The sequence below is a fragment of the Gelidibacter sp. genome, from assembly GCF_039916245.1.
In the GTDB taxonomy this organism is placed as follows: Bacteria; Bacteroidota; Bacteroidia; order Flavobacteriales; family Flavobacteriaceae; genus Gelidibacter.
The window spans coordinates 1-25,266 of sequence record NZ_JBDSLS010000084.1; the positions used below are offsets into that span (position 1 = coordinate 1).

The window sequence follows — 25,266 nt, forward strand, 5'->3', positions numbered from 1 at the left end:
GTGTAATTGGAAGAACTCCAAACCTGAGATTCGTATTCCGATTCCAACGATTTTAAAACGTCATATTTATGACCTTCCACCAGCTCGCCTTTAGCGATAATCAGCGTTTCTCGTTCAACATTGCCATGAGTAGTCGATATTTTATTCAACTCTTCATCCAATGCATTTTTGGTCATGGACTTATTGACTTTCAAATTGGGTTCAATCAAATCAAAAAACAGGGACACAAATACCGAACTAAAATTCGAATTTCCTTTTTCTTCAAGTTGCTTTTCCAAGAGTTTTCGAAAGGCGTCTATTTTAGCAAGTTCTGAATAGGTCGTAGAAGCTATCTGATTCTGGCCATCCAAAATCACCACATTCTTATCATTGGGATAATTGTAGTCCTCTTCTAAAACACCATTTTTATAAATCTCGTTAAGTACCGTTTTACCGATTTTGTACAACTCCGTTTTTTTACGACCCAAGGAATCATTAAAGGTAGCATTGAACTTCTTGTTGTAATCGTCATATACAAAATCCTTGACTTCCTCGGTAATATCAAAATAAATGGCACTATTTTCAATAATGGCCGATTTCTCCTTTTCTAACTCTTCTGGCGATTTTTGAATAGCAAAGTCGAATGGCGCATACAGATTTTCAGATTGCCAGGGTTTGTTTTTATCAAAATTGTATTTGAACTTTCCACTTTTAGGAAAGAGGTAAACAATTAGAAACGTTGTCCCAATAAATAGGATAATTTTGTAAATAAGTGAATGATTCTTGTACCACTTGTTTATAATATTTTTCATCAAAATCTTATCAATTCTCCTTCAAAAGTAGTAAAATATAAAAGCATTTGTCGGTTTAACCTTAGGTTTCGTCCCAAAATCAATTAAAAAATGTTTAATTTTGCACCAATCAAATTAAAACCCATTAGAAATGAGCAAAGAAGTCGTTATTGTGTCTGCAGCTAGAACTCCAATCGGTAGTTTTTTAGGAGCCTTATCTACAATTCCTGCTCCAAAATTAGGAGCTATAGCCATAAAAGGCGCCTTGGATAAGATCAATCTTAATCCAGGATTGGTGCAAGAAGTGATAATGGGCAATGTGGTACAAGCAGGAGCTGGACAAGCGCCTGCACGTCAAGCCGCTATTTATGCTGGGATTCCGGATACTGTACCTTGTACAACGGTCAATAAAGTATGTGCTTCAGGAATGAAGGCAGTCATGCAAGCAGCGCAAGCGATTGCTTTGGGCGATGCTGATATTATTGTTGCTGGAGGTATGGAAAACATGAGTTTGATTCCTCATTATTTTCACGCGCGTACGGGAACAAAATTTGGCCCGGCAACATTGATTGATGGGATGCAAAAAGATGGCTTGGTTGATGCCTACGATGACAATGCTATGGGGGTTTGTGCTGATGCTTGTGCAACAGAATATGAATTCAGTAGAGAAGATCAGGATGCTTTTGCTGTCCAATCTTATAAACGATCTGCAGCCGCTTGGGATGCCGGAAAATTTGATAATGAAATTGTACCTGTAGAAGTGCCTCAGCGTCGTGGAGATGCTGTGATTGTTTCTAAAGATGAAGAATACACGAATGTAAGCCTGGATAAAATACCTTCATTAAGACCTGCTTTTACAAAAGACGGAACCGTAACTGCTGCAAACGCTTCGACCATAAATGATGGCGCAGGTGCCGTAGTTTTAATGAGTAGAGAAAAAGCAGAGGCTTTAGGTTTAAAACCTTTGGCCATAATAAAAGGATATGCTGATGCCGCACATGAGCCAAAATGGTTTACTACAGCGCCGGCCTTAGCTTTACCTAAAGCGTTGGATAAAGCTGGTATTTCAATAAAAGATGTGGACTTTTTTGAATTCAATGAAGCTTTTTCTGTTGTTGGATTGGCAAATATGAAAATTTTAGGTCTGAATGATCGTAATGTCAACGTTAACGGAGGCGCGGTTTCTTTAGGTCATCCATTGGGTTGTTCAGGGGTTCGGATTATCATTACCTTGATCAATGTATTGGAACAGAACAACGCTAAAATTGGAGCAGCAGCTATTTGTAATGGTGGCGGAGGTGCTTCAGCAATTGTGATTGAACGTGCATAATATTATTAATTCTATATTTTCAATACTTATTTCCACTCCAACTCATAACGATTACTTCATCCTTAATAAAAATTAGTCAATAGACAATCTCCATCGATGACCTACGGAATTGCCAATTTAAGCATTGTCTCTTTAAGAATTGAACCTTTGGATACAACCGAACTCCTTTCGCAAGTATTATATGGCGATGTTTTTAAAGTCATTGAAAGACGAAAAAAATGGAGTAAAATCCGTTTGGAATTTGACCGCTGCGAAGGTTGGATTGACAATAACCAATATCTTGAAATTCCGGAATCAGATTATAATTCATTAATAGACTGTGCGCAAAGACTTTCGGCCGATTTGATTGAATTTATACAAGATGCCAATGACGAATTATTAACCATTCCACTGGGATCTTCCTTAGCCGCTTTAAATTTTCTTAACCACTCCTTTGATGGGAATTGTATTTCAGGCGTTCAGCCAAAATCAAACCTAATAAATACTGCTTTTATGTATCGCAATGCGCCTTATTTATGGGGAGGCAAAACGCCCTTTGGAATTGATGCGGCAGGATTTACGCAAATGGTTTATAAATTGAATGGCTACGAACTGTTTCGTGCTGTGGAACAACAGGCAAAACAAGGAGAAGCTTTAAGTTTTATTGAAGAAAGTGAAGCAGGGGATTTGGCTTTTTTTGATAATAATGAAGGACAGATTGTGCATGTCGGGATCATTATGCCTGACAATTACATCATCCACGCCCATGGAAAAGTTAGAATTGATCGATTGGATCATTCTGGAATATACAACAGTGATGTCAAAATGCATACCCATAAACTCAGGGTCATAAAAAAAGTAATATAAAAAAAATGCTATCCCAAAAGAGATAGCATTTTTTTATTGAATCCATCGGTACAATTATTTTTGACCGCTTTCCAAAGCTTCAACTTTGGCTTTCATTTCTTTATATTTTGCAGTTTCACCAATAGCGCTATAGATATTCACTAAGGTTTTTGCTGCTTGCAAATCTGTAGGTCTTAACTTAAGCGTTGTTTCCAAATATGGAATCGCATCGGTATAAAGTTTAGTTCTTTCAGCTTTAAGTTGATCGTACTTTTTGTTGTCAGCAGCTGAACTACCAAGCGCATTCATTTTTTCAATAATATCTTGCTCTTGACTTAAGATTAATACGGCCATATTATTATATACATCCGTATAATCAGGCTTTAATTCGATTGCTTTTTCATAATAGCCTTTAGCTTCTTGGGTTTCGCCGGCCTCAGCTGCTACGATACCCAAGTTAAATAACAATTCTGGATTGTTTGGATCCTTTACCAAAGCTTCTTGGATCAGACTTTTAAATTCCTCTCTGTTGCCCATTTTCAATTGCATGTTAGCTTCAGAAATAATCAAAGAAGAATCATCAGGATTCGCTTTCCTTGCGTCTTTCATCGCTGCTACAGCTTTCTCGTTATCTCCTTGGTTCATGTATATCAAGGCAACGTTTCTAACAATTTCTCCTTTTTTAGAAGCTGATTTTTTAGCCTGTGGCTTAATATGCGTTCCAGCTTTAACAGAAATATCCATCAAACTCTTTGAAGGAAATGATTCTTCTTCGTTTGTAGTCTTATTAATGGCTACATATTCCGTTTCAACCCCATTATATCCAAGATTTTTAAGCTCTTCATAATATTTCAAAGCTACTGGGTAATCCTCACCATTTACCGCTGTTGCAGCTGCATAATAAAGATACAAGGTGTCTTTTGTTGACATTCTGTAGGCTTTTTCAAATCCGGCAGAAGAAGCTGTAAAGTTTTTGCTTTCTAAAGCTTCATTTGCTTTGGTCAAGAAAGAAGTCAGCATGCCTTGTTTAATTTCCTGAACGTTTTTAGAATACTTTCCATTCTTTCCTTCAGTCTTTTCCACCATATCCAAACTTTGGATGGCCGTATCCATATCAGCACCTGATCCAGTACCGTTGGCATAATACGCTTGTCCTTTTAAAAAGTAGAACTGAGCCTTCATTTTGTCGTCTGCATTTCCAATTAAGGACTCTGCAGAATTAATTGCAGATTTAGCCTCTGCGTAGTTACTTTTCTTTAAGGCTTTTTCAGCGTCCTTCAATTCGTTCTTTTGTGCAAAAGAAAACGAACCTACTAAAAGTGCCAAAGCGACGATCGTTTGTTTTTTCATTTTTAGTTATTTTAAGTATTTAGTGTTAATTATTATTTTCGTCTTCTAAGTTATCAAGAGTTGTGCCGTCTTCGTTAGAAGGCTCATTGTCAACAGATTCATTTAAATCGTTTTCAAGTAGCTCAACTTCTTCCTCTTCTTCACTCATTACTTTTGCAACTGCGGCAATAGAATCATTGCCTTTCAAATTGATTAATTTCACGCCTTGAGTAGCTCTTCCCATGACACGAAGATTTTTTACTGCCAAACGAATAGCTATCCCAGACTTGTTAATAATCATTAAATCATCGTCATCACTTACCGATTTGATGGCCACCAAACTACCTGTTTTTTCAGTAATAGAAATGGTTTTCACACCTTTTCCACCTCTGTTGGTAATTCGATAAACTTCGACACCATCTTCTGGATCATCAATATAAGTACGTTTACCAAAACCATTTTCAGAAACTACCAATACAGATTCTTCCATTGGATTTTCAATAGTCACCATACCAATGACTTCGTCTTTATCATGTGCCAATCGAATACCTCTTACACCAGAAGCACTTCTTCCCATCGGACGTGTTTTAGCTTCCTCAAAACGAATCGCTTTACCAGATTTTAGAGCCAACATCACCTGACTGTTACCAGTGGTTAATTTCGCTTCTAGTAAAATATCATCGTCCTTAATAGTAATGGCATTAATACCATTGGTTCTTGGACGCGAATATTGCTCTAAAGATGTTTTCTTAACCTGACCGTTTTTAGTTGCCATAATGACATAATGGCTATTGATATACTCTTCGTTCTTCAGGTCTTGAGTACAAATAAACGCTTTTACTTTATCATCCTGTTCAATATTAATCAAGTTTTGGATCGCTCGACCTTTTGAGGTTTTGCTACCTTCAGGAATTTCATAAACACGCATCCAGAAACATTTACCTTTTTGAGTAAAGAACAGCATGTACTGGTGATTGGTTCCAACAAACAAATGCTCCAAGAAATCCTCATTACGGGTGGTAGATGCTTTCTGACCTACTCCTCCTCTATTCTGAGTTTTATATTCGGTCAATGACGTACGTTTAATATAACCCGCATGTGAAATGGTAATGACCACTTGCTCATCAGGAATCATATCCTCAATGCTCAAGTCGCCACCTGCATATTCAATGACTGAACGACGCTCATCGCCATACTTATCTTTAACAACAGCCAACTCATCCTTGATGATTTGCATACGACGTTCTTCTTTATCAAGAATATCTTTCAAATCTTCAATGGTTTTCATCAACTCATCATATTCAGAACGTAATTTGTCTTGCTCTAAACCAGTTAATTGACGCAAACGCATCTCCACAATAGCTTTCGCTTGTATTTCAGAAAGTGCAAAACGTTCAATCAACTTCTCGCGTGCTTCATCAGCATTCGATGAGGAACGGATTAATGCAATAACTTCATCAATATTATCTGAAGCAATGATTAATCCTTCTAAAATGTGGGCGCGTTCTTCTGCTTTGCGAAGTTCATAGATAGTCCTTCTTATTACAACCTCATGTCTATGCTCAACAAAATGATGAATCATATCCTTTAAGTTCAACAATTCTGGACGACCTTTCACAAGCGCGATATTGTTAACACTAAAAGACGACTGTAACGCAGTGTACTTATATAAGGTGTTCAAAACGATATTAGGAATCGCATCGCGCTTCAACACGTAAACAATACGCATCCCGTTTCTATCGGATTCATCACGAATCATGGAAATCCCGTCAATTTTCTTTTCATTGACTAAATCAGCCGTTTTCTTGATCATCTCGGCCTTATTGACTTGGTATGGGATTTCAGTGACGATGATCGTCTCTCTCCCTTGAACCTCTTCAATAACTGCTTTTGCTCTCATCACAACTCTACCACGACCTGTTTTAAAAGCCTCTCTTACGCCATCATAACCATAAATTATTCCTCCAGTAGGAAAATCTGGAGCTTTAATATGTGTTATCAACTCGTCAATATCGATATCACGATTATCAATATAAGCGATGATGCCATCAACTACTTCACTTAAATTATGAGGAGGCATATTCGTCGCCATACCCACTGCAATACCAGAAGCTCCATTAACTAAAAGTCCAGGAATACGTGTAGGCAAAACGGTTGGTTCTTGTAAAGTATCGTCAAAATTGAGTCGATGATCAACAGTTTCCTTATCAATGTCTGCCAACATGTCTTCAGAAATTTTACGCATTCGCGCTTCTGTATAACGCATTGCTGCAGGGCTATCACCATCAATGGAACCAAAGTTACCTTGTCCGTCCACTAACATATAGCGTAAACTCCAATCTTGAGCCATACGAACCATGGCGTCGTAAACGGAGGTATCACCATGTGGATGGTATTTACCGAGTACTTCACCAACAATTCTTGCTGATTTTTTATGAGCCGTGTTTGCTCTAATTCCTAGTTCATGCATGCCAAAAAGCACACGTCTGTGCACTGGTTTTAGACCATCCCTAACATCTGGTAAAGCACGTGACACAATGACTGACATTGAGTAATCAATGTAAGCCGATTTCATTTCATCTTCAATGTTGATAGGAATCACTTTTTCTCCTTCTGTCATATATAAATTAATTAGATTTTTTGTAAGTTTTCAAATCGTGCTAAGATAAGCCTTTTATGAGTTTTAACGCCACTTTATCGCGTGTTTTTGGCATAGTTTATTAACAATAGCCCGCATTTTTATTTAATAAGTATCTCGTTAAATGTTTTGAGATTGTGAAGTTTTTTTCGTCACTTAGCCAATATGAAAACATTTAAGGTATAGTTTTTGCCCTAATACAGTAGTTTTCATTATTTTTAATGCAGAAAGGATTTTAATATGGATGATAATTTTTCCCCAAGAGTAAAAGATGTAATAGCCTACAGCAAGGAAGAAGCTTTACGGTTGGGACATGATTTTATAGGTACTGAACATTTAATGCTAGGGTTGCTAAGAGATGGCAATGGCAAAGCTATTGACATTTTAAGCGCTTTGGAAATTGATTTAAACCACTTGCGACGTAAAGTGGAGATCTTGAGTCCGGCAAACCCAAGCCTTATTTCGACATCAAACGAAAAGAAAAACCTACATTTAACAAGACAAGCGGAGCGTGCGCTTAAAACCACTTTTTTAGAAGCTAAGTTATTTCAAAGCACCTCAATCAATACGGCACATTTATTATTGTGCATCTTAAGAAATGAAAATGATCCAACAACAAAGCTTTTAAACAAGCTTAAAGTGGATTATGATAACGTAAAAGAACAATTCAAGTCTATGATAACTAACAATGATGACTACACAGAATCTCCAAAGGCGGAGTCATTTTCTGATGACGATTTAAATGAGGAGAATGAAACGAAACAAAACCCATTCAGCCAATCTACGGCAAAAGGTGTCAAAAAGTCAAAAACACCAGTTCTAGATAATTTTGGTCGTGACTTAACGGTTATGGCTGAAGAAGGTAAACTGGACCCCGTAGTTGGTCGCGAAAAAGAAATAGAACGTGTTTCTCAAATTTTGAGCAGACGTAAAAAGAACAACCCCTTACTTATTGGTGAACCAGGTGTTGGTAAATCGGCCATTGCGGAAGGTTTAGCACTCCGAATCATCCAACGTAAAGTGTCACGCATACTTTTCAACAAACGCGTTGTGACTTTGGATTTGGCGAGTTTAGTTGCTGGAACCAAATATCGTGGACAGTTTGAAGAGCGCATGAAAGCCGTGATGAATGAGTTGGAAAAAAACGATGATATCATTCTTTTTATTGATGAAATCCATACGATTGTAGGTGCCGGTGGTGCCACAGGAAGTTTGGATGCCTCCAATATGTTTAAACCCGCTTTGGCTAGAGGGGAAATACAATGTATCGGCGCCACTACTTTGGATGAATACAGACAGTACATTGAAAAAGATGGTGCGTTAGAGCGTCGTTTTCAAAAAGTGATCGTTGAACCAACAACTGTTGAAGAAACCATTCAGATTTTAGAAAACATCAAAGATAAATATGAAGAACATCATAATGTGCAATACACTCCAGAAGCCATTATAGCTTGTGTAAAGTTGACGAACCGCTATATGACCGAACGTTTCTTGCCAGACAAAGCTATTGATGCTTTGGACGAAGCAGGCTCCAGAGTCCATATCACGAATATCGATGTGCCAAAACAAATTTTAGAGCTCGAAAAGCAATTGGAAGCGGTTAAGGAAACCAAAAACTCCGTGGTCAAAAAGCAAAAATATGAAGAGGCTGCAAAACTGCGTGATGATGAAAAACGTTTAGAGAAAGAATTGGCGGTGGCCCAAGAAAACTGGGAGGAAGAAACCAAGCTGCATAAAGAAATCGTTACTGAAGACAATGTTGCAGATGTGGTCTCCATGATGACCGGAATTCCGGTAAACAGAATCGCACAAACCGAAAGCAATAAATTGGCCAATTTGCCAGAACTGATCAAAGGAAAAGTCATTGGACAGGATGAAGCAGTTGCGAAGGTCGTAAAAGCCATTCAACGTAATCGTGCCGGACTAAAAGACCCTGACAAACCAATTGGCTCATTTATATTCTTAGGTCAAACAGGAGTTGGTAAAACGCAGTTAGCCAAAGTGTTGGCCAAGCAACTTTTCGATAGTGAAGATGCGCTTATTAGAATTGACATGAGTGAATACATGGAAAAATTCGCCATCTCAAGACTTGTTGGTGCACCTCCAGGATACGTAGGTTATGAAGAAGGTGGACAGTTGACTGAAAAAATCAGACGCAAACCTTACTCCGTACTTTTATTGGACGAGATTGAAAAAGCGCATCCTGATGTGTTTAATATGTTGCTACAAGTACTCGATGATGGATTCTTGACGGATAGTCTTGGACGTAAGATCGATTTTAGAAACACCATAATCATCATGACATCTAATATTGGCGCTCGTAAATTGAAAGATTTTGGACAAGGTGTCGGCTTTGGAACCGCAGCAAAAGCTGCCCAGGCTAGCGATAATTCCAAAAGCATTATTGAAAATGCCCTTAAGAAAGCATTCGCTCCTGAATTCCTAAACCGAATCGATGACGTGATGGTCTTCAACACGCTTGAAAAAGAACATATCGATAAGATTATTGATATCGAGTTGGAGAAATTAATTCTTCGCATTAAAGACTTGGGTTATGAACTGACATTGACTTCTAAAGCAAAGGATTATATTGCTGAAAAAGGATTTGATAAAGAGTATGGCGCAAGACCTTTAAAACGTGCGATTCAAAAATACGTTGAGGACACTTTGGCCGAAGAGATCATCACAGCACACCTCAATGAAGGCGACAAAATAACCATGGATTTGGACTCAGAATCCAATGAATTGGTGGTTAAGATTGAAAAACCAGTAAAACAGACGGAATCATAACTTATTATTCCTGAAAATAAAAGAAGCATCTGTGAAATATCAGATGCTTTTTTGTTTTAATTTCGCTGCCGATTAAATTTAAATATGACAGATTTATTAAAATTTGACTTTTGTGAGATGCATATTTACGACTGCTACCTCATTGTTATTATCAATGAAGGACTAGTTGTTGAACCAAAACACAATAGCGTACTCAAAAATGTAGCGGATGCGTATTTCAAAAACAGGTCTTTTGTATATATAACCCATCGCATAAATTCCTATTCAGTAGATCCTGCAACCTATATCGAAACCTCAAAAATCTGCAACCTCAAAGGATTCGCTGTTGTGTCAAAAGATTTCAAGGCCAAATCCAATGTTGAAGTAGAAAAATTGTTTTTAAATAACAAACCGATCGAAACTTTTGATGACCTGAATGCTGCGGTATCTTGGGCCAAATTCATCTTAGAGCTATAAGTTCAATTTATCCTACCCTACTATTCCCTTAAAATTTAGACTTTTAAGACCATCAAGTTTTCTAGATTTTCATGTCTTCTAGAAATGAAATTTCTATTGAAATTTTAATCGAAAAGCAAGTCATTATCAATATTAAATCTATCAATAAACTGAATGGATTTTACGATAAGATCATGAAATATTTCATCTTGCGTTACAAATTTGATTTCACTGGTATAACTCTTTAAGAAGGCTTCAATTATGGATGAAGAGTTTGTAGGTTTTCTAAAAGCTATGGCTTGAGAGGCGTTCAGCAATTCAATAGCCAAAACCCGCTCTACATTATAAACTAAGGTATAAGCTTGTGTTGCGGCGTTTGCACCCATACTCACATGATCCTCTTGACCGTTTGAAGAAACAATAGAATCGACACTTGCTGGTGTGGCCAACTGTTTATTCGCACTTACAATACTGGCAGCGGTATATTGCGGAATCATAAAACCAGAGTTCAATCCGGGATTATCCACTAAAAATGTTGGAAGTCCGCGCAATCCCGAAATGAGTTGATAGATTCGTCGTTCAGAGATGTTTCCTAATTCGGCCATGGCAATTTTCAAATAATCCAATGCCAATGCTAAAGGTTGGCCATGAAAATTTCCGCCAGAGATAATTTCGTTCTCCCCAATAAAGATATTCGGATTGTCGGTAACGGAGTTAATTTCTGTTTTTATGGTTTTATGAACAAATTCAAGGGTGTCCTTGGTAGCGCCATGCACTTGTGGCATACATCTAAAGGAATACGGATCTTGAACATGTTGTTTCTTTTGTGAAATAAGTTCGCTGTCTTCCAGAAATTCCCGGATGCGTTTGGCCGTTTTCAATTGACCATTATGAGGCCTGACCAAATGCACCAATTCATTAAAAGGCTCAATTCGTCCGTCAAAAGCATCTAAAGAAATACTGCCAATAAAGTCAGCCAAATAAGATAGTTTATAGGATTTCAACAATAAATGAACAGCATAAGCACTCATAAACTGGGTGCCGTTTAAAAGTGCCAAGCCTTCTTTTGACAATAAGGTAATTGGTTGCCAATTAAATTCGTCCATAACTTCTTGTGAAGTTCTTATGCGTCCTTCATAAAACACTTCGCCTTTACCAATTAAAGGCAAGGCCAGATGCGCCAAAGGCGCTAAATCTCCGGATGCTCCCAAAGATCCTTGTGTATAGATGATGGGTAAAATATCGTGATTATAAAAGTCAACCAAACGCAAAACGGTTTCCAGTTGTACGCCACTATGACCATAACTTAAAGATTGAATTTTCAGCAATAACATTAATTTCACAATAGCATTTGGCACTTGATCTCCAATACCGCACGCATGGGACATGACCAAATTCTCTTGCAACTGCGTCAAATTATCTTTAGATATTTTAACGTTATACAAAGATCCAAAACCTGTATTGATACCATAAATGGGCTCATCCTGCCCGAGCATTCTTTCATCTAAATATTTACGGCAATTATTGATTTTGGTAATAGATTCTTCAGAAAGTTCTAACTTTCTATCATAAAAAAGGATATCGCTTATAGTAGATAATTCTAATGTTTTTGTAGAGATGGAATGTGTTAATGTCATGGATTTTATTTCTGAGCCCAAAAATCAGCATAACCTTTACATTATGCAACAAATGTTAATAATTAATAAAAAAACCTGCAAATATGTATTCAAACTGTTACTTTTGAGACTTAAAATTATAACGATGAAAAAAATATTTATTGTCTTATGTGCACTTTCTATTGTGGCATGTAAGCAAGAACCTAAAGATTATGTTACTTTTTCTGGTAAAATCACCAACCAGAACAGTGACTCCCTCCTAGTGGGAACACGAACTTACACCAAAACCATTAAAGTTAATGCTGATGGTACTTTTAAGGATACGCTTAAAATAAATGAACCTGGAGTTTTTGCAATCTATGATGGGAAAGCGTCCACTCCTATCTTCTTAAAAAACGGATATGAACTGACGATGGATGTTGATGCCAGCGATTTTGATAAAACCATCAAATTTACAGGAACAGGATCTGAACATAATAACTTTTTAGCGGAGCATAAATTGTTGCAGGAAGAATTATTGGATCAGGATAAGTTAAGCAGCTTGAATAGAGAAGATTTGAAAATAGAAATCGCATCTATCAAGAATAAGCTGAACGATTTTTATAATAGTAACAAAGCCATTGATTCCACTCTTTTGGTTCAGGCCAATAGAAACTTGGATCCTATGATGGGAATGTATGAAAATTACTTTTTAGAAACTATTGCGATTAGAGAGCAATTTCCAGCAGGTTCCCCTTCTCCAACGTTTAAAAACTACGAAAATTTTGCAGGTGGCACGACCTCTTTAGATGATTTAAAAGGGAAATACGTTTATGTAGATGTTTGGGCGACTTGGTGCGGACCTTGTATTGCTGAAATACCTTCCATAAAAAAGTTAGAAGCACAATACAAAGATAAAAACATTCAATTTGTGAGCATTTCGGTTGATGACGCTATGAGAAGTGGTGGTGGCGATCTTGAAGTTGCTAAGAATAAGTGGAAAACAATGGTCAAAGAAGATAATTTGGTTGGTATCCATTTGTTTTCTGATAAAAACTGGGAATCAGATTTTGTTAAAGGCTATAACATTCAAGGTATTCCAAGATTTATTTTAATCGATCCAAATGGCAATGTGGTAGATGCGAATGCACCAAGACCTTCAAGTAAAAAATTGGTAGAGTTATTTGATAGTTTAAGTATCTAAACTTTCATTAACACTTCTTGAAAACCGCACTTTAATCAACTATTAAAGTGCGGTTTTTTTATTTTGAGATTTTACTTACCCGGATCTGTTTGAGCCTCTGCCGAAGATTTTGCAAACAAGTCAAGATAAGCTTGTCCCAAATAATCAATTACATGACTAGCAGTCATACTTTGATAACCATAATCTTCCACGGCGATATCTGCCGATTTACCATGTAAATAAACCCCAAATAAGGCTGCGCTCAAAGGTTCGTAACCTTGACAAATAAGCCCGGTTATTATGCCCGTCAACACGTCGCCTGTACCTCCCGTTGCTAATCCAGGATTGCCGGTAGAATTAATATACATTTTATTACCAAAAACAGTAATGGTGTTGGCACCTTTAATAACCAGAATACAGTCATATTTCTTTGAGAAGGCTTTCGCTTTTTTCAACTTATCAAAATCGTTTTTCCATTTGCCAATAAGACGTTCCAATTCTTTAGGATGTGGTGTGAGCACCGTTTGAGGTTTCAATAATTTCAAATCATCTTTATGTCTTGATAACAGATTAATTCCATCAGCATCTATCACCAAATGTGCGGTATTGGAAGTTAAAAACTGCTGAAATGCCAGATGCGTTTTTTCATCCGCTCCCATTCCCATACCAATTCCAATCGCAGTTGGCTTAAAGTCAAATGTAATAGCCGTTAGCTTCTCTTCATCAGCGTCCGTAATGACCATGGCTTCAGGGAAAGCAGATTGCAAAGGGATATATCCACATTTAGGAATAAAAGTAGTCACCAAACCAGCTCCAGCTGCCAATGCCGCCTTTCCTGAAAGGATCATCGCTCCTATTTTACCATAACTTCCGCCAATTAACAATCCGTGGCCATAAGTGCCCTTATTCGAAAAATTTTCTCTGGGTTTATAGATGGGCAACATCTCATTTTTACCGATGAGCTCGACCTCCGTTTCTGTGTTTTGCAAAAAATCGGAATCAATACCAATATCAATCACTTCCCATTGCACCGTATATTTTGAAGTCTCTGGAAGAAAGAACACCAATTTTGGAGACTGAAAACTCAGGGTATAATCTGCCCAAACCACGCCATTCTCATCTTCAGGAACTTCATCAGGATATAGTCCGGATGGCAAATCAACCGCTAATGTAAATGCTTTGGAAGCCCTAAAATGCTGAAACAATCCTTTGACCCACTCATTCGCTGGCCGATTGATTCCGATTCCAAAAACAGCATCTACAATAATATCCTCAGCTCCGATTGCAGGAAAATCAGCCTGGCAATTAAGCATTGTTGGCCACTTTTTGGTGGTTTGTTTAATCCGGTCGTAGTTTATCAAAAAATCCTGAGTGCGTTTTTCACTGCAATTCACTATATAGGTATGCACATTATACCCATAATCGAGAAGTTGTCGTGCTATCACCAAACCGTCGCCACCATTATTGCCAATACCGCAAAACACGTGAATGGGTACTTGTGCGCCTTGCATCCGTTGATGAATCCAATTAAAGATTTGTATCCCAGCGCGCTCCATTAATTCGGTAGAACTGATATTTTGTTTTTGAGTCGTTAATTGATCGCCTTTATAGATTTGTTCTTTTGAGAATATCTTCATTTTAATCGTCCTTTTTTAAGATATATTTAATAATTTATGTTTTCCTTTTAATAATGCGCCATAAGTTTTTTTATTTAAGTAAAAATAATACTTTTGAAAGGTATAGACTAAGATATGTATACTTTACAACTCACAAAAAATGTTTTCATGACCTTTATTTCTTCTAAAGGCACGACCGCTTATAACACTATTACCCCTTGGGGTTAATTGTTATATTTTATCTCGTCGAACATTTTTCCATTCATTTTATTTTTTCATTTAATCCAGAATACAACACATCATGAACGTATTAAAATTTGGAGGAACCTCTGTTGGTTCCGCAGAAAACATTAAAAAAGTTATTCATATTCTCGATAATTATTCACAAAAAGAAACCGCTATCTGCGTTGTCTCAGCAGTTGGCGGCATTACTGATAAATTATTGAAAGCAGGTGAATTAGCACAACAAAAAAATGAAAGCTATCTCTCAGAATTTAAGCAAATTAAAGCCATTCATCTAAATCTTTTATCTGAACTCATTTCCGAGCCAAACGAAACTGTAAAAGAGTATATTGAAAACAAACTCGCGAGCTTAAAAAGTTTGTTGGACGGCATTTATCTTATCAATGAACTCTCTCCCAAAACTTCAGATAAATTAGTGAGTTTTGGAGAATTGCTCTCTTCTTATATCCTTGCGGAGACCATGAAAAGCTATCATTTGAACGCGGTTAGAAAAAACAGTCAGGACCTTATCGTGACCAATAATAATTTTACGAAGGCTGAAGTTAATTTCAAAATTACCAATGCCAATATTGTTGATTATTTTAAGAATGCGGATCAAAAAATAACCATACTTCCTGGGTTTATTTCAAAATCTGAATCTGGCGAAATTACCACTTTAGGACGTGGTGGCTCCGACTTTACGGCCGCTATTATTGCAGCAGCCTTAAAAGTGAACCGCTTGGAAATTTGGACGGACGTCAGCGGGATGTACACGGCCAATCCAAAACTTGTCAAACAGGCCTACCCTATTGAAAGGCTATCTTATCAAGAGGCCATGGAACTTTCGCATTTTGGAGCAAAAGTGCTGTATCCGCCATCCGTTCAACCGGTTTTAAGCTTGAATATTCCGATCCATATTAAAAACACATCCGACCCAGATGCTTATGGCACGCTCGTGACAAATGACAAGACCAATGGCTTTTCAAAGGCTGCAAAAGCGATCAGCAACATTAGTAATATTGCTTTATTGACTTTGCAAGGCACAGGTATGGTGGGGATTCCTGGGTTTTCAAAACGTCTTTTTGAAACTTTGGCGCAGGAGAAAATTAACGTCATTTTCATTACACAAGCCTCTTCAGAACATTCCATTTGTTTTGGGATTGATGAAAAAGATGCAACCGTTGCAGCAGCAAGCATTAATTTGACCTTTGAAAATGAAATTTCCTTAAATAAAATCGATCCGATTATTGTTGAAAAAGACTTATCGATCATAGCCTTAGTGGGTGACAATATGAAAAACCACCAAGGAATCAGTGGGCTAATGTTTAGCACATTGGGACAAAACAATATCAATATTAGAGCCATTGCCCAAGGTGCTTCAGAAAAAAATATATCCGCAGTGATTGCTGAAAAAGATGTGAAAAAAGCATTGAATACTATTCATGAACGTTTTTTTGAAGATCAGACCAAGCAGTTGAATGTGTTCATCACTGGTGTTGGAAATGTGGGCGAGCGACTTGTCGAGCAAATCCATCAACAGAAAAAACATCTAAAAGAACAATTGAAAATCAACTTGAGAGTGATTGGTTTGTCAAATTCCAGAAACATGATTTTTGATGAATCTGGACTGTCTTTAAAATCCTGGAAAGAGGATTTGGCCTTAAGCGAAAAAGCTACTTTGGAAGGCTTTTTAGAACGGATCAAAAGTCTCAATTTACGTAACAGTATATTTGTGGATGTGACCGCAAATGAGGATGTTTCAAAAATTTATGCGGAGTATCTTAAAGAAAGTATTGCAGTCGTAGCCTGTAATAAAATTGCCTGTTCCAGCACCTTTGAAAACTATAGCAATCTCAAAAAATTGTCGGTAAAGTACAATGCACCATTTTTGTTTGAAACCAATGTTGGCGCAGGCTTACCAATAATCGACACTTTAAATCATTTAATTAATTCTGGAGATAGAATAACTTCTATTCAAGCGGTACTTTCTGGAAGCTTGAACTTTGTATTTAATAATTTTGATGATACTTCCAAATTTCACGATGTCGTCAAACAAGCGCAGAAAGAAGGTTATACCGAACCAGATCCACGAATCGATTTGAGCGGTGTGGATGTCGCCCGAAAAATTTTGATTTTGGCACGAGAAAGTGGCACTCCAATGAATTTGGAGGATATTGAAAACACCTCGTTTTTAACAGATAATAATTTAAAAAGTGATTCGGTGGATGATTTTTACAACACTTTAATTGCAGATGAAACACACTTTCAAAAACTTTACGCCTCAGCTAAAAAGAACGACTGTCAACTGAAATATGTCGCAGAATTTGACGGTAAAAAGGCTAAAGTGAGCTTGAGGGAAATTCCGAAAGATCATCCCTTCTACAATTTGAAAGGAAAAGATAACATCGTCATGTTTTATACACAGCGCTACCCTGAACAACCGATGATCATTAAAGGTGCAGGCGCAGGCGCTGATGTCACAGCTTCTGGGTTGTTCGCGGATATTATTAGGATCGGAAACTAGTCGGCAGTTTTCAGTCTTCAGTTGGCAGTCCACAGTTGGCAGTCCACAGTTGGCGGTCGACACATTCGGGAAAATCAACAATCAGCAATCAACAATTTTAAATAAAGCTTGTGATTAAAAATGAAATCAAAATATTCTCACCGGCAACGGTGGCCAATGTATCCTGCGGATTTGATGTGCTCGGCTTTTGCTTGGATACGATTGGCGATGAGATGATCATCAGAAAAACAGCAAAAAAAGGCATTGTCATTACTAAAATCGAAGGGTTTGATTTGCCGCTTGATCCAGAAAAAAATGTCGCTGGCGTTTCCGCTTTAGCAATGATTGCGCATGCCCAACCTGATTTTGGCTTTGAGATTGAGATCTACAAAAAAATTAAACCAGGAAGCGGGATTGGCAGCAGTAGCGCCAGTGCTGCCGGAAGTGTGTTTGCCATCAACGAACTTTTAGGACGCCCATATAATAAAACCCAAGTTACCGATTTCGCTATGAAAGGCGAAGCTTTGGCCAGCGGCAGTGAGCATGCTGATAATTTGGCGCCAGGAATTTTTGGAGGCTTTACCTTAGTAAGAAGCACTATGCCTTTGGAAATTTTACAATTACCAACCCCAAAGGATATTTACGCGACCATTATTCATCCACAAATAGAAATCAAGACTTCAGACGCCCGAGGAATTTTACCTAAGGAATTCCCTTTAAAAGATGCCATCACACAATGGGCCAATTTAGGGAGTTTTGTTCATGCGCTTCATACCAATGATTACGACCTTTTAAAAAGAGCATTACAAGATGTTATCATAGAACCGCACAGAAGTAGACTGATTCCACATTTTGCAGAGGTAAAAGCTGCGGCACTTGCTAATGGTGCTTTAGGTACAAGCATTTCCGGCGCCGGACCATCTGTTTTTGCACTTTCTAGAGGTCTAGAGAATGCGAAAAGCGTAGAAAATGCGATGCGAGCGGTTTATGCGAAAACGGACATTGCATTTGAGACGCATGTGTCGCGGATCAATACGGAAGGAATTAGAGTTTTATAATTATGGACCGATGACGGGTGACCGATGACGGGTGACCGATGACCGAGGAGGTATAGGAAACAATCATGAATTATGCATAAATTTAAATTTGAAAAACTGATTATTTGGCAAAAAGCCATGGATTTGGGTGAGGAAATTGATGTTTTGACAGAAGCCTTTCCTGATAAAGAGAGGTTTAATTTATCTTCACAAATAAGACGTGCTGCTGATTCTATAGCATTGAATATTTCAGAAGGTTCAATTGGACAAAGCAATCCTGAACAAAAGAAATTTATAGGTTACGCCATCCGCTCCTTAGCTGAAGTCGTGACTTGTCTTTATAAAGCAAATAAAAGAAATTATTTAAATATAACTCAGTTCGACAATTTATATCAAAAATCTTATGAATTGATGAATATGATGATCGCATTTAGAAATAAAATTAAATAAAAATAAATGACCTATCGACACTGACTCCGGTCATCCGTCTCCGGTCTCACGTCAATTAACATGAACTACTACTCACTCAACAAAAAAGCCCCAAACGCGTCATTTAAAGAAGCAGTTATTAGAGGCATTGCACCAGATAAAGGACTTTACTTTCCTGAACATATTACACCGCTCCCCGCTTCTTTTTTTGAAAAAATAGATGAGCTACCTTATGAAGAAATTGCTTTTGAAGCGATAAAGCAATTTGTAAGTCCTGATATTCCTGAGGCTGTTTTAAAAGAAATTATTGCAGAAACCTTGTCGTTTGATTTTCCAGTTGTGGAGATTAATAAAAACATCTCTACTTTAGAATTGTTTCACGGACCAACGATGGCCTTTAAAGATGTTGGCGCTCGATTTATGGCACGTTGTTTAGGCTACTTCAATCAGAACAACACCAAAGAAGTGACCGTTTTGGTGGCGACTTCGGGAGATACTGGCGGCGCTGTGGCCCATGGTTTTTTGGGAGTTAAAGGTGTTGAAGTCGTCATTTTATATCCCAGCGGAAAAGTAAGCGATATCCAAGAAAAACAATTGACGACGCTTAAACAGAACATTACCGCTTTAGAGGTGGATGGCGTATTTGATGATTGCCAAGATATGGTCAAACGTGCATTTTTAGATGAAGAATTGACTAGTATTATGCAATTGACATCGGCAAACTCAATCAATGTTGCGCGTTGGTTGCCACAAATGTTCTATTTCTTTTTTGCCTATAAACAACTTCATAAAACACATAAAAACATTGTGTTTTCGGTTCCAAGTGGGAACTTCGGGAATATCTGCGCCGGAATGATGGCACAACAACTAGGTTTGCCCATTCATCATTTTATCGCTTCAAATAATGAAAACAATGTGGTAACGGAATATCTCACTACTCAACTTTACCAACCAAAGCCATCCGTACAAACCATCAGCAATGCAATGGACGTCGGTAATCCGAGTAATTTTATCAGGATTCAAGAGATTTATAAAAACAACTTTAATGCGCTAAAATCTAATTTGTCCTCTTATAGTTTTTCTGATGATGACACCCGAGAAGCCTTAAAAGAATTATACGAGGATTTCGGATATGTTGCAGATCCACATGGCGCTGTTGGTTATTTGGGCTGTAAGGCGTATTTGAAAAACAACCCCAATGCACATTGTGTGTTTTTAGAAACCGCACATCCTACAAAATTCCTGGATATTGTAACCGAGGTGATTAAAGAAAACATTGCACTTCCACCACAAATTGAAGCCGTCATGGACAAGAAGAAAAAATCAATTCCAATAACACACTATGACGAATTGAAAGAGGTTCTTCTCAATTCAATCTTTTAACAGAAAGAGGCCATACGCCTCTTTTTTCATGACAATTCTTAGGTTTTGTGACACTTTAATTTCCATTAATCATCCGTTCCAATTAAGATTGAGAGCGCTAATGATCAAAGCCATCGTTTAACAAATTATAATCGGAAGCTTCATTTTTAAACCAAATAATTTTCGATACTTTTGCCGTGCAATTATGGAGGGGATATGAGTAGAAATTATTAAGTTTTTCGGCCATACTATTGAAACTATAGTTTCTAATATGAGCTTGAAAAAAGGAATATTTTACGCGTTCATCATACTATCCTTCATTATTGTCTTAGTTTATTTTTTAACCAAGAATTTTTAAACAAATTTTTCGCTTTTGCGGAAATAAAAAAATAATATATGAAAGACATAACCTTAAAATCAACACACGAGGCTCTTGGAGCCAAATTGGTGCCTTATGCAGGATTTAATATGCCAGTTCAATATGAAGGCGTCAGCGCTGAACACGAAACTGTTAGAAATGGCGTCGGTGTTTTTGATGTGTCCCATATGGGCGAATTTTTAATTGAAGGACCACATGCTTTGGAGTTAATCCAAAAAGTTTGTAGTAACGATGCTTCAAAATTAACTACTGGAAAAGCTCAATACAGCTATTTGCCGAATGAAACTGGTGGTGTTGTAGATGATTTGATCATTTATAAAATGGAGGAAGAATCCTATCTATTGGTGGTAAATGCAAGTAATATTGAAAAGGATTGGAATTGGATTACGTCTAAAAATGATGTTGGGGCAATCGTGAAAGACCTTTCACCTGAATATTCCTTATTGGCGATTCAAGGGCCAAAAGCAGTTGAAGCCATGCAAAGTTTAACAAGTCATAATCTTTCAGAACTTAAGTTTTACAACTTTGTAGTGGGAGATTTTGCAGGCATTGATAATGTAATCATTTCTGCAACCGGTTATACAGGAAGTGGCGGATTTGAAATCTACTGCAAGAATTCAGAAGTAAAACAAGTTTGGGATAAAGTTTTTGAAGCTGGAGCAAATTATGGCATCAAACCAATTGGCTTGGCTGCACGTGATACCTTGCGTTTGGAAATGGGCTATTGTCTGTATGGCAATGATATTGATGAAACCATCTCTCCTATCGCTGCCGGATTAGGTTGGGTTACAAAATTTACCAAGGATTTCACCAATAGCGAAGCACTTAAAGCAGAAAAGGAAAACGGACCAAAAACAAAATTAATTGGTTTTGAACTGGATGAAAAAGGCATTCCACGTCAAGGTTATGATATTGTTGACGACCAAGGTAATGTTGTTGGCGTGGTTACGTCGGGCACCATGTCGCCTTCATTGCATAAAGGTATTGGCTTAGGTTATGTTCCAACTCATATGTCTGAAGTTGGTAATAAAATTTATATTCAAATCAGAAAAAACGCAGTTCCAGCGAAGATCGTAAAAACGCCGTTTTATAAAGCATAACGCAGAATTTATTCTATTTTGAAGTAAACTTAATGGGCAAAAGTGTTGACAAAATAATCGTGTCACACTTTTGCCTACTCATTTATAGCAATACCGATAAATGATCTGTGTCTTGATAAATCAGATCATTCCGTGTTGAGATTCAAATTTTTATAGAGGATATCAGATATAGACAAATTAGCCGTTATTAAATAATTCGTTATTAATTTATGATGACCCCAGACAACAAACATCGCATTCTTATCCTTGGCGCCAGTGGCTTTATTGGGAATGCCTTGTATAAAGAATTGGGGCCTTACTTTAATACTTTCGGCACTTATCACATTGCAAACAAGATGTATGAGAACAATCAGCACTTTTTTCAATACCGTGTAGAGGAAGATGATGTTTTTGAAATTCTCGAAATCGTTAAACCTTCGATCATTATTTCCTGTTTACGTGGCGAATTTCATGCACAGGTGATTGCCCATCAGCATATGGCTGAATATGTGGCCGCACATAATTGTAAAATCATCTTCTTCTCCTCTGCCAATGTATTTGACGCCTATAGCAAATATCCGAGTTATGAAGACGACAAAACCTTAAGTGAAAGTATTTACGGCCACTTCAAGATCAAGATTGAAAATATGTTCCTGCGCTTACGGAAATCGAAAGTGGTCATTGTCCGATTGCCCATGGTATTTGGCACCCAATCACCGCGACTTAAAGAAATCAAACAGCATATTCAAGAAAAACTGCCTATTGAATTATTTCCGAATCTGATTATGAATGTCACTACCGATTTTAAGATGACACAGCAAATCCACTATATCATTAACAGAAACAAAGATGGCATTTTTCATTTGGGAAGCTCTGATTTAGTGCATCATGACGACTTTATAAAGGAAATGGTGGCTTTGATGACTTCCAATCAAGTGCATTTCAAACAGGTTTATACCACCAATGACGATCGGTATTTAGCCGTGCTGCCAAAAACAAATAAACTCCCAAAACATCTACAGATCAGCAGTGCGGAGCTTCTTGAAGAATTGGATAATTACATGAATTATAAGCCTTAGTTTTAGAATTTGTCAATTATAATTTATAAATTTAAGAAACTTAAATATCGAAATTATGTCTCTATTATCTGAAGAAACCATTGAAAAGAAATTATTACACCTTCCCGACTGGGAATATTATGATAATGCCCTTCACGCTGAATTTGAATTCGACAATTTTAAAGATTGTTTTAGCGCCATGAGTCGTATTGCCTTTGAATGCGAAGCGCAAAACCACCATCCAGATTGGACCAATGTGTACAATATGCTAACCATCAAGTTGTCAACTCACAGCGCCAAAGGGGTTACGGCAAAAGATTTTAAACTGGCTGAAGCTATCGAAGCCATTGTCGAAGTTCAAGAATAGTAAAAATGCCCTTATAAATTATGCTAAAAAGGCGACTTATAATTGCTCTTAGTTTGGTCGTTTCATGGACTTATGGGCAAAAGGACCCTGTTTTTTGTGATCAATTAAATGCCTTGCACCAACGCATTCAGCAACATCATTTTCGCCCAAAACCACTTAACGACAGTCTCTCAAAGGGTGTTTTTAATTTGTTTTTGGAGCGATTGGATGAAGGCAAACGATTTTTTCATGAAGCTGACATCCAGTTATTTAAAACCGATGAATATCAACTGGATGATGCCATAAGTTCGGGCAATTGTGATTTTATAGAGAAGTATAGCGCGATACTTCAACAACGTATTGAAGCTTCCAAAACCTACATTAACACATTAAACGATGTGGTTTTTGATTATTCCGGTAAGGATACACTTTATTTTAAATCAAAGCCTGATTTTGATTACTATAAAGATGATGCAGCGTTCAAAAAATATTGGAACAAACGCCTGAGTTATTTTATTTTGGATTATTTGGTTGAACAGGACAGTTCGCTTTCTAATTTAGAAAAAAACTTCAAAGTTCTCGAAGCGGAGATCAAACCAAAAATCATTCAAAATCAAATTTGTTTGCTAGATGAATTTCTTCATAAAAATGGTGATATCACTAATTTTGTAAAAGAAGCCTTTTTAAATGCTTTTGCCAATTATCACGATCCCAATTCGTTTTTTTATAATGATTCAGATAAATCACAGTTTGAAGACTCTGTGTCCAATCATCAGTTAACTTTCGGAATTGATACCGCAAAAGACAAGAATGGCGATATTGTCATCGCTTATATTGCACCTGGAAGTGCAGCCTCTTTAAACGGTAATTTTGACGAGAATGATGTGATCAAATCCTTAACGTCTCCCACACAAATATTAGAAACCTTATGCGTGTCCAATGAAGATATTGCCGCTTTTACTTCTAATGAAAAAAATGAAACCATCATCTTTAAAATCAAGAAGCAAAATGGAGCTGTTCACGATATCCCACTCACAAAAACCGAACTGAAAGTTGTAGAGAATTCCTGTAGAGCATTTCTACTCCATAAAAAATCAGATTACGCCTATCTAAAGATTCCTAGTTTTTATACAGATTTTGATTCGCCCAGCGGCATTGGCTTAACCTATGACGTTGCCACTCAATTACAATTAATTGATAATAAAAACATTAAAGGTTTAGTATTGGACTTAAGGTTCAATGGTGGAGGTTCCATGAAAGAAGCCGCGAACCTTTCCGGATTATTCATAAACAAAGGACCTTTGGCGATTTTGAAATTTGGAAATGGCGATACTTTTACAATAGAAGACGGCATTAAAGGCTCATTTTTCAACAAGCCCATCGTCATCCTTATCGATAATTACAGTGCCTCTGCCGCGGAGTTTTTTGCAGCCGCCATGCAAGATTATAATCGCGCCATTATTGTGGGCTCTCCAAGTCATGGAAAGGCATCAGCACAAATTATTGTACCCTTAAGCGATACTGACGAATTGGGGTTTTGTAAACTAACCGTTGAGAAATTCTATCGGGTTACCGGAAAAAGCCACCAATCGATTGGTGTTGTCCCCGATATTATCTTACCGTCGTTATATGACGATTTTAAAACCAGTGAAGCTTATAGTCCATTTGCACTGTCCAATGACACCATCGTTCCATTCGTGAAACATCGCGCCTATAAACAAATTCCTATGCCTGCAATCCAGTCTAAAAGCAAGTTCCGTGTCGAGAGCAATAGCAATTTTACGGCAATCAAAGACATGAACACTAAGCTCTTATCTAATTATATGGATAGAGATTTAAATTATCCTTTAACTCTCGGCAACATTTATGATGATGTACAGACTTATAATGATTTATGGATTACACTTTACAAAACACTCGATTTTAAGACTCAAAGAATACTGGTGAAAAACACCGCAGAAACCACCAATAAATTATGGGATGTTGATCAAATGAAGCTTAACGAAAGTCAGATTGAAGATATTTCGACTGATATTTACATTCATGAAGCACTGGCAATTTTGAGCGATATTAAGAACATTAAATATAATTGACCTATTGTTTTTTCAGTGGATACATCGCACTAATGACATGAATTTTTTTAAATTTGCTCAGAATTTGGGAGAAAGATGCACAATGACCGAAGACCGAAGACCGATGACCGAAGACCGATGACCGAAGACCGATGACCGATGACCGAAGACCGATGACTGATGACCGAAGACCGATGACTGAATACTGGAGACTTGAGACTGATAACTGAAATGCTGAATATTAAACTTAAAAATTAGAACTTACAAG

The 25,266-nt window shown here is 37.3% G+C and carries 17 protein-coding genes and 1 pseudogene; 13 read left to right on the forward strand and 5 right to left on the reverse strand.

What is annotated here, in order from left to right:
- Nucleotides 1-791: pseudogene (locus tag ABIQ28_RS03950) on the reverse strand (phosphohydrolase); the annotation flags it as partial.
- A gap of 130 nt (nt 792-921) precedes the next feature.
- On the opposite strand from ABIQ28_RS03950, the gene ABIQ28_RS03955 reads away from it, so the two are divergent.
- Both ABIQ28_RS03955 and ABIQ28_RS03960 read left to right on the forward strand, forming a co-directional pair.
- Nucleotides 922-2,100 (forward strand): acetyl-CoA C-acyltransferase, encoded by a 1,179-nt coding sequence (locus ABIQ28_RS03955; protein WP_348035449.1) that lies wholly within the window; start codon nt 922-924, stop codon nt 2,098-2,100.
- Nucleotides 2,101-2,196: 96 nt separating this feature from the next.
- Entirely contained in the window at nt 2,197-2,946 is a 750-nt protein-coding gene (locus tag ABIQ28_RS03960; protein WP_348035450.1) for a C40 family peptidase, read from the forward strand.
- A gap of 54 nt (nt 2,947-3,000) precedes the next feature.
- Here the strand turns inward: ABIQ28_RS03960 and ABIQ28_RS03965 are convergent, their stop codons facing one another.
- Nucleotides 3,001-4,275, reverse strand: coding sequence for a tetratricopeptide repeat protein (locus tag ABIQ28_RS03965; protein ID WP_348035451.1), 1,275 nt, complete (start codon nt 4,273-4,275; stop codon nt 3,001-3,003).
- A 25-nt stretch (nt 4,276-4,300) separates the two neighbouring features.
- A complete protein-coding gene (gene gyrA / locus ABIQ28_RS03970) occupies nt 4,301-6,874 on the reverse strand; it encodes a DNA gyrase subunit A (RefSeq protein ID WP_348035452.1) in 2,574 nt (857 codons plus the stop codon).
- Between the two features lie 258 nt (nt 6,875-7,132).
- Here gyrA and ABIQ28_RS03975 point away from each other — a divergent pair, with 258 nt between their 5' ends.
- Both ABIQ28_RS03975 and ABIQ28_RS03980 read left to right on the forward strand, forming a co-directional pair.
- Nucleotides 7,133-9,682, forward strand: coding sequence for an ATP-dependent Clp protease ATP-binding subunit (locus ABIQ28_RS03975; RefSeq protein ID WP_348035453.1), 2,550 nt, complete (start codon nt 7,133-7,135; stop codon nt 9,680-9,682).
- 84 nt (nt 9,683-9,766) lie between these two features.
- Nucleotides 9,767-10,138, forward strand: coding sequence for a hypothetical protein (locus tag ABIQ28_RS03980; RefSeq protein WP_348035454.1), 372 nt, complete (start codon nt 9,767-9,769; stop codon nt 10,136-10,138).
- Nucleotides 10,139-10,242: 104 nt separating this feature from the next.
- Here the strand turns inward: ABIQ28_RS03980 and hutH are convergent, their stop codons facing one another.
- The gene (hutH, locus tag ABIQ28_RS03985) at nt 10,243-11,754 is read right to left on the reverse strand and encodes a histidine ammonia-lyase (RefSeq protein WP_348035455.1); all 1,512 of its coding nucleotides are present in this window, start codon (nt 11,752-11,754) and stop codon (nt 10,243-10,245) included.
- Nucleotides 11,755-11,878: 124 nt separating this feature from the next.
- Here hutH and ABIQ28_RS03990 point away from each other — a divergent pair, with 124 nt between their 5' ends.
- The gene (locus tag ABIQ28_RS03990; RefSeq protein WP_348035456.1) at nt 11,879-12,916 is read left to right on the forward strand and encodes a TlpA disulfide reductase family protein; all 1,038 of its coding nucleotides are present in this window, start codon (nt 11,879-11,881) and stop codon (nt 12,914-12,916) included.
- 71 nt (nt 12,917-12,987) lie between these two features.
- Here the strand turns inward: ABIQ28_RS03990 and ABIQ28_RS03995 are convergent, their stop codons facing one another.
- A complete protein-coding gene (locus ABIQ28_RS03995) occupies nt 12,988-14,532 on the reverse strand; it encodes an NAD(P)H-hydrate dehydratase (RefSeq protein ID WP_348035457.1) in 1,545 nt (514 codons plus the stop codon).
- Nucleotides 14,533-14,812: 280 nt separating this feature from the next.
- On the opposite strand from ABIQ28_RS03995, the gene thrA reads away from it, so the two are divergent.
- From thrA to ABIQ28_RS04035, 8 genes are all read left to right on the forward strand, one after another.
- Nucleotides 14,813-17,257: a bifunctional aspartate kinase/homoserine dehydrogenase I gene (gene thrA, locus ABIQ28_RS04000; protein ID WP_348035458.1), complete on the forward strand. Its 2,445-nt coding sequence runs from the start codon at nt 14,813-14,815 to the stop codon at nt 17,255-17,257.
- Between the two features lie 113 nt (nt 17,258-17,370).
- Nucleotides 17,371-18,294, forward strand: a complete 924-nt coding sequence (locus tag ABIQ28_RS04005; RefSeq protein WP_348035488.1) for a homoserine kinase — start codon at nt 17,371-17,373, stop codon at nt 18,292-18,294.
- 72 nt (nt 18,295-18,366) lie between these two features.
- Complete coding sequence (locus ABIQ28_RS04010) at nt 18,367-18,723, forward strand: four helix bundle protein (protein ID WP_348035459.1); 357 nt, start codon at nt 18,367-18,369, stop codon at nt 18,721-18,723.
- A gap of 60 nt (nt 18,724-18,783) precedes the next feature.
- Entirely contained in the window at nt 18,784-20,085 is a 1,302-nt protein-coding gene (thrC, locus tag ABIQ28_RS04015; RefSeq protein WP_348035461.1) for a threonine synthase, read from the forward strand.
- A gap of 375 nt (nt 20,086-20,460) precedes the next feature.
- Nucleotides 20,461-21,543 (forward strand): glycine cleavage system aminomethyltransferase GcvT, encoded by a 1,083-nt coding sequence (gene gcvT / locus ABIQ28_RS04020; protein ID WP_348035463.1) that lies wholly within the window; start codon nt 20,461-20,463, stop codon nt 21,541-21,543.
- A 209-nt stretch (nt 21,544-21,752) separates the two neighbouring features.
- A complete protein-coding gene (locus ABIQ28_RS04025) occupies nt 21,753-22,601 on the forward strand; it encodes a sugar nucleotide-binding protein (RefSeq protein WP_348035465.1) in 849 nt (282 codons plus the stop codon).
- A 55-nt stretch (nt 22,602-22,656) separates the two neighbouring features.
- On the forward strand, nt 22,657-22,947 hold the full coding sequence (locus ABIQ28_RS04030; RefSeq protein WP_348035466.1) for a 4a-hydroxytetrahydrobiopterin dehydratase: 291 nt from the start codon (nt 22,657-22,659) through the stop codon (nt 22,945-22,947).
- A gap of 20 nt (nt 22,948-22,967) precedes the next feature.
- A complete protein-coding gene (locus ABIQ28_RS04035; protein WP_348035468.1) occupies nt 22,968-25,019 on the forward strand; it encodes a S41 family peptidase in 2,052 nt (683 codons plus the stop codon).
- Nucleotides 25,020-25,266: the final 247 nt, after the last annotated feature.

Bases quoted from the DNA above. Each gene is read 5' to 3' on its own strand.
- ABIQ28_RS03955 (WP_348035449.1), top strand. From the start codon at position 922: ATGAGCAAAGAAGTCGTTATTGTGTCTGCAGCTAGAACTCCAATCGGT.
- ABIQ28_RS03960 (WP_348035450.1), top strand. From the start codon at position 2,197: ATGACCTACGGAATTGCCAATTTAAGCATTGTCTCTTTAAGAATTGAA.
- ABIQ28_RS03965 (WP_348035451.1), bottom strand. From the start codon at position 4,275: ATGAAAAAACAAACGATCGTCGCTTTGGCACTTTTAGTAGGTTCGTTT.
- gyrA (WP_348035452.1), bottom strand. From the start codon at position 6,874: ATGACAGAAGGAGAAAAAGTGATTCCTATCAACATTGAAGATGAAATG.
- ABIQ28_RS03975 (WP_348035453.1), top strand. From the start codon at position 7,133: ATGGATGATAATTTTTCCCCAAGAGTAAAAGATGTAATAGCCTACAGC.
- ABIQ28_RS03980 (WP_348035454.1), top strand. From the start codon at position 9,767: ATGACAGATTTATTAAAATTTGACTTTTGTGAGATGCATATTTACGAC.
- hutH (WP_348035455.1), bottom strand. From the start codon at position 11,754: ATGACATTAACACATTCCATCTCTACAAAAACATTAGAATTATCTACT.
- ABIQ28_RS03990 (WP_348035456.1), top strand. From the start codon at position 11,879: ATGAAAAAAATATTTATTGTCTTATGTGCACTTTCTATTGTGGCATGT.
- ABIQ28_RS03995 (WP_348035457.1), bottom strand. From the start codon at position 14,532: ATGAAGATATTCTCAAAAGAACAAATCTATAAAGGCGATCAATTAACG.
- thrA (WP_348035458.1), top strand. From the start codon at position 14,813: ATGAACGTATTAAAATTTGGAGGAACCTCTGTTGGTTCCGCAGAAAAC.
- ABIQ28_RS04010 (WP_348035459.1), top strand. From the start codon at position 18,367: ATGCATAAATTTAAATTTGAAAAACTGATTATTTGGCAAAAAGCCATG.
- thrC (WP_348035461.1), top strand. From the start codon at position 18,784: ATGAACTACTACTCACTCAACAAAAAAGCCCCAAACGCGTCATTTAAA.
- gcvT (WP_348035463.1), top strand. From the start codon at position 20,461: ATGAAAGACATAACCTTAAAATCAACACACGAGGCTCTTGGAGCCAAA.
- ABIQ28_RS04025 (WP_348035465.1), top strand. From the start codon at position 21,753: ATGATGACCCCAGACAACAAACATCGCATTCTTATCCTTGGCGCCAGT.
- ABIQ28_RS04030 (WP_348035466.1), top strand. From the start codon at position 22,657: ATGTCTCTATTATCTGAAGAAACCATTGAAAAGAAATTATTACACCTT.
- ABIQ28_RS04035 (WP_348035468.1), top strand. From the start codon at position 22,968: ATGCTAAAAAGGCGACTTATAATTGCTCTTAGTTTGGTCGTTTCATGG.